Annotated in this window: 7 protein-coding genes; 6 read left to right on the forward strand and 1 reads right to left on the reverse strand. The window is 30.4% G+C overall.

Annotated elements, in window-relative coordinates; all coding sequences use genetic code 11:
- The first annotated feature begins 189 nt into the window (after positions 1–189).
- Together CD036_RS01135 and radC are read left to right on the forward strand one after the other, a co-directional pair.
- On the forward strand, positions 190–873 hold the full coding sequence (locus tag CD036_RS01135) for a prepilin peptidase (protein WP_031266636.1): 684 nt from the start codon (positions 190–192) through the stop codon (positions 871–873).
- 13 nt (positions 874–886) lie between these two features.
- Entirely contained in the window at positions 887–1,564 is a 678-nt protein-coding gene (gene radC, locus CD036_RS01140; RefSeq protein ID WP_103387834.1) for a RadC family protein, read from the forward strand.
- Between the two features lie 158 nt (positions 1,565–1,722).
- On the opposite strand, the gene CD036_RS01145 is transcribed toward radC, so the two are convergent.
- Complete coding sequence (locus tag CD036_RS01145) at positions 1,723–2,205, reverse strand: N-acetyltransferase (protein ID WP_103387835.1); 483 nt, start codon at positions 2,203–2,205, stop codon at positions 1,723–1,725.
- Between the two features lie 325 nt (positions 2,206–2,530).
- On the opposite strand from CD036_RS01145, the gene CD036_RS01150 reads away from it, so the two are divergent.
- From CD036_RS01150 to CD036_RS01160, 4 genes are all read left to right on the forward strand, one after another.
- Positions 2,531–3,004 (forward strand): GNAT family N-acetyltransferase, encoded by a 474-nt coding sequence (locus CD036_RS01150; RefSeq protein WP_103387836.1) that lies wholly within the window; start codon positions 2,531–2,533, stop codon positions 3,002–3,004.
- Between the two features lie 142 nt (positions 3,005–3,146).
- Positions 3,147–3,647 carry a MepB family protein gene (locus CD036_RS01155; protein ID WP_103387837.1) on the forward strand — a complete coding sequence of 167 codons (501 nt, stop codon included), beginning with the start codon at positions 3,147–3,149 and terminating at the stop codon, positions 3,645–3,647.
- A gap of 53 nt (positions 3,648–3,700) precedes the next feature.
- Positions 3,701–3,874 carry a hypothetical protein gene (locus CD036_RS13080; protein ID WP_157950641.1) on the forward strand — a complete coding sequence of 58 codons (174 nt, stop codon included), beginning with the start codon at positions 3,701–3,703 and terminating at the stop codon, positions 3,872–3,874.
- A gap of 202 nt (positions 3,875–4,076) precedes the next feature.
- The gene (locus tag CD036_RS01160) at positions 4,077–5,693 is read left to right on the forward strand and encodes a BCCT family transporter (RefSeq protein ID WP_103387838.1); all 1,617 of its coding nucleotides are present in this window, start codon (positions 4,077–4,079) and stop codon (positions 5,691–5,693) included.
- The last annotated feature ends 145 nt before the right edge of the window (positions 5,694–5,838 follow it).

Below are 5,838 nucleotides of genomic sequence, written 5' to 3' on the forward strand. Positions count from 1 at the left end.
AAAATTACATGTAAGACTTGAATCTAGCTAAAAATAATAGTGTGAAATAGTGTTTTAAACGTTACTTCGTGGATAAATGAGTAGTGTAAATTATTAGAACTTTGTATTACTAACACACTTATTGATTAAATGAGAATTTAGTATTAAAGGGGAGTTGATGGTGCTATAATTTAAGTGGGAGTGTGATACATGATTATCAATGTTATTTTTTGTTCTGTTTTATTCAGCTTTTTGTATCAAATTTCAACGTTTTCAACGCTTTCTATTCGGCGTCTGTTCAAGCGTTCTCAATGTGATTTATGCCAAAAAGTACTACCATTGTATCGCCTAATTCCAGTCGTCAGTTATATTTTACAATGTGGACGCACACATTGTTGCAAACAGCCACTACATTATAGTTATTTCGTAGGGGAATTGACTGCAGTGGTTATAGGTATCTGTTTGTATCATTTTGATGTGATTTTAGACGATACTACTTTTCTATTACTTGTCCTTGTGTTACTCACTTTAGCTATTAATGACCTCGTAACTTTATCTATTCCACTACATATAATTGTTATTGCAGTAATTTGTGGTGTAGTATTAGCACCTTTTTATTTACCTCAGTTTTTTATCATTACTTTCGTATTACATTGCTTCTTTTTATTATTTAAGGATGCCATCGGGTACGGTGATATTCTCGTATTTTCATATTTAAGTTTATTTGTCCCAGCACCTCATCTATTACACATTTTCATGATTACATTTATCTTAGCTGGTATAATTGGTTTGCTTCATTGGCTTATTCATCGAAATGTTCAAGCCAAATTACCCCTCATACCTTTTATTTTTCTTGCACTAGTCATTACTTCTTTTAATATTATTCCATTTTAGGAGTTGAACTATATTGAAAATTAAAGATCTTGCAACTTCAGAAAAACCACGTGAGCGCTTGTTATATAAAGGAGCTGAACATTTATCTAATGCGGAATTATTAGCTATATTATTAAATACTGGGAGAAAGGGATTTTCTAGTATAGATATAGCACATGAAATCTTAAGTACTGTCGATAGTATTCATTATTTAAAAAAGTTAACTATTAGTGATTTGCAAAATATAAAGGGAATAGGTACATATAAAGCTATTGTATTAAAAGCTGCTTTCGAATTAGGAGAAAGAATGCATTCAGGTAGCATTGAAAGCCAAATCAAAATAACAAGTCCTCAAGATGTGGCAACATTTTTGATGGGAGAAATGCAACATTTAACACAAGAAATATTTGTAGCATTATTTTTAAATTCTAAAAATATAGTAATTAAAAAACAGACCATTTTTAAAGGGACGCTTACAAGAGCTATTGTACATCCGAGAGAATTGTTCAATGCGGCAATTCAGTGGGCAAGTAATGCAATTATTGTAGTCCATAATCATCCATCAGGGGATGCAACACCTTCTGATGAGGATATTCAAACTACAAAACGTTTAATTCAATGTGGTGAAATATTAGGTATCGACATTATAGACCATATCATTATTGGTAATGGTAGTTATGTCAGTCTTGTAGAAGAAGGATACTTTGATTAAAGGTATGGAAAATCAACTTAAAAAAGTGTAATTAACGCTAACATAACTAAATGCACACCTAGTTTGAAGGACAGGAGTGCATTTAATTATAGTTATAGTGGAAAATTAATATAAAAAAATAACCATGAAAAGTATTGGATTAGTATATCAAGATTAACTTAAAGGTTAATTGTTTTTTGTAATAATTGTTGTTTAACACCGTATTTTAGAATAGTTTGTCCTGTGTTGTAAAACCCGACTGAATTATATAAATTATAAGAAATTACATTATCTTCATTGACTACAAGTGCTATAAATTGAACGTGTGGATAGTGTGTTTTAATAAAATCGTCTAATAGCAATAAACACGATTTAGCGTATCCGTTTTGTAGAAATCTAGCATCGGTTGAAAAAGCTTTTAAAAAAATTGTGGCATTTTTAGTAGATGTAAAATACTGAGCATATTCGCTTGCTTGTTGTAAAACAAAAAAGGTAACTAAGTTATTGTCGTCATTAAATCCGAGAATACAATTCATATCAGAATTATACTGTGCATTATTGATATGAACGGATGGGGTTTTAGGAAAATGAATTTGATCGTAAGTCAGTTGGTAACTCATTATATAAGGTAAAAATTTACTTTCGTAATTTACCAAAAACATTTATAACACCTTCTTGCTTGTTGAAATTATAATTAATAATACTTTATAATGTATAATAATTCAATAATAATTTAGGTTTATTTTAATTTTATACTGTATTTAATGTTATTATTGGTGATTGGTTTGATTTGATATGATGAATAATAATACAAAAATGGCCGAATGATAAATTGAGTTGATAATTTATATGTAATATATTTGTAGAATGTTATTTGATAATATTGATAGAGTATATTTCAGTATAAATATGTATTGATATGAGTTATGAAGTGCTTTAAGTCTTAAATTCAGCTGATTAAATGAAAATTAAAAGTAGGTGTGTGAAATGCATTTTAAAAAGGCAACGATTGAAGATGTTGCGATAATACATAAGTTAATGATGGATGCATTTGCAGAATACGCAAATGTTAAGGTGCCGTCTACTGCATTACTAGAAAAGGAAGATGATATTAGAAAATCATTTTTACATCATAAGGAAGAAGCAATTATTGCATATGATGCAGATAAACCAGTTGGGATGTTAAGGTTTAAAATTAATAATCAAGCTTTGAGTTTTCACAGAGTTTCTATTGATTCAAAAGTTCAAGGTAGAGGTATTGGCAAGCAGTTATTAAATTATTTGGAATATCATTCTTACCAGAATGGCATAACTGAATTGGTCTGCAAAGTGCGTATGAATGTTACTAAAAATATGAAATTTTACAGTGATTTAGGATATGTTATCAGTGATAAGAAAATACTCACTAAACCAAATAACCAACTTTTAGAACTTGCTACCATGACGAAATTGCTTAACTAATTCAAATAACGTCACTACTAAGGTAAAAGTTGAACATTTATTAAAATCATAGTTTGAGTTAATGCTATCAGTTATATCATTAACTTTATGTTTCTAATCTTGGTGAATATATTAATATTAAAAATAGAGAGGGAGGAGCGTTATGCAACAATTATTTAAAAGTTGTACGCTTTTTAATGAATTAAGCACTGTACATACAAATCTAACAATAACTAACTTTGAAAGAGAAAGATGGAACAATGATTATGAAGCGCTAAACTTCTCTGTTGGTAAGCAAAGGATTAAAAGTAGATTAGCCAAAAAGACGCCTAAAAAGGCAGGGTATTTTGTTGCTTTATGGCATAAAAACGAGTTTGCTAAGAACATACCGTTTAATGAAGCGGATTTTGATGATAAGTTAGTGATAAATATTATCGATAATCAATATAAAGGGCAGTTTATATTTACCAAAGAAATATTAATAGACAAAGGCATCATTACTACAAATGCTCACAAAGGTAAAATGTCCTTCCGTCTTTACCCTTTATGGTGTGAAGATTTGAATAAGAGTGCTACTAACACTCAACAGTGGCAATTGCCTTATTTTATAGATATGACTAATGGTTATGATGCAATGAAAATCAATAAATTGTATTTCAACTAAAGCTTTATGCAACTATTTTATACATATTCATTTTCTTGAAGGGAGGTCATGACATGAAAACAGCAAAATACGCATTAGTAATCTTTATCTCTTTTTTCATTCTTTTTAGTATTGGTACATATTTATTAAACTCATATGACTTTGTACAATCACTTATAACTACTATTATTTTTACAATTATTATGAGTATATTTAATTATTTCAGTAAGGGGTTTATCAATAAATAATTTTATGGTTTAATGAGTGATTTTGTTTTCGTTTAGTGATATTTAATTATTATAATGTAAAAAATAAACACAAAATATAGTCTGCAATTAGATATGAAAATAATTGTTAATAAATTTATTAAAAGCTTTTTTAGAGTTATTTTGAAGAATTATAGAATTTATGATACACTTCCAAACATTGATTGTTAGGAGGTATGTACATATGCAAGAAAATGAAAAATTTAGCGGTAAAAAACTTTCTTCAGTTTTTACATTTAGTATTATTATTACCGCTATTATTGTATTATTGGGAGCGATATTTCCCAATCAATTTAATGAAATAGGGACAAATATTACAGGATGGATTACACAAAATTTTGGTTGGTATTATATGATTATTGTAGCAATCATGATATTCTTTTGTGTCTTTTTAATCTTTAGTCCTATTGGTAAATTAAAACTAGGTAAGCCCGGAGACAAACCTGAATTTAATACAATTTCATGGTTTGCGATGCTATTTAGTGCCGGTATGGGTATTGGTTTAGTATTCTGGGGAGCAGCTGAACCAATTAGTCACTTTGCATCTCCTCCTACTGGTGACCCTAAAACCGCTCATGCTTATACTGAAGCCTTGAGAGGTGCATTTATGCAATGGGGATTCCATGCATGGGGTGTTTATGGTGTTGTAGCATTAGCGCTAGCTTATGCACAATTTAGAAAAAGTGAACCTGCATTAATTTCAAGAACGTTACGCCCGATTTTGGGTAATAAAGTCGAGGGACCATTAGGAACTATCGTCGATGTTATTTCTGTTTTCGCTACAATTGGTGGTGTGGCAGTATCACTAGGACTTGGTGCAATGCAAATTGCTGGTGGTTTAGAGTATTTATTTGATATTCCAAATACTATTCTCACACAAGGAATTATTATTGTCATAGTAACGATTCTGTTCTTAGCAAGTGCATGGTCTGGTTTAAGTAGAGGTATACAATATTTAAGTAATGCTAATATTGGTTTGGCTGGTATAATTTTACTAATTATGTTTATAGTAGGTCCTACAATATTAATCTTAAATATGTTAACTAGTGCAACAGGGGACTATTTAAATACATTCTTATTTAATATGTTCGATACAGCACCACTTAATGATCAGAAGCATGAATGGATGTCAAATTGGACATTCTTCCAATTAGCTTGGTGGATTAGTTGGAGTCCTTTCGTTGGTATATTCATTGCTCGTGTATCTAAAGGTAGATCTATTAGAGAATTCGTATTAGGTGTAATGCTGGCACCAGTATTAGTAAGTTTAGTATGGTTCGCTGCGTTTGGCGTGCTAGGTATTGAAACTGCTAAAGATAATCCTCAAATCTTTAATATGCCACCTGAAACAGCATTGTTCGGTGTCTTTAATGAAGTACCATTTGGATTTGTGTTATCAATAGTAACACTACTATTAATCGCAACATTCTTTATTACTTCTGCCGATTCAGCAACATTTGTTTTAGGTATGCAAACGACATTTGGTTCATTAAATCCTTCAGCACTTGTTAAAGTTATATGGGGTATTGCGCAAGCATTAATTGCGTTTATCTTACTCTTCTCTGGTGGTAGTAATGGATTGAATGCCTTGCAGAATATGGCTATTATTACAGCTTTACCATTCTCGGTAATTATAATGCTTATGATGGTGTCGTTCTATAAAGATGCTAACAAAGAACGAAAATTCTTAGGATTAACGTTATCACCGAATAAACATAGAATGAAAGAATATATAGCTCGTCAACAAGACGATTATGAAACAGAAATGATGGAAAAAAGGAAAGCATTTAAAAACGATTGACCATAAATTTTAGTGTATGATAAATTGGCTTTGGATGATTTCATAAAGGGTTAATTCCCGAAGTGAGGTTGGGACAATATTGATTTGTTCCAACCTTTTTTCATATTGGCAGTAGCTGACTGCATTGAAAATGCGCTTTAAACCA

Origin of the sequence: Staphylococcus arlettae (assembly GCF_002902345.1) — a bacterium.
GTDB lineage: Bacteria > Bacillota > Bacilli > Staphylococcales > Staphylococcaceae > Staphylococcus > Staphylococcus arlettae.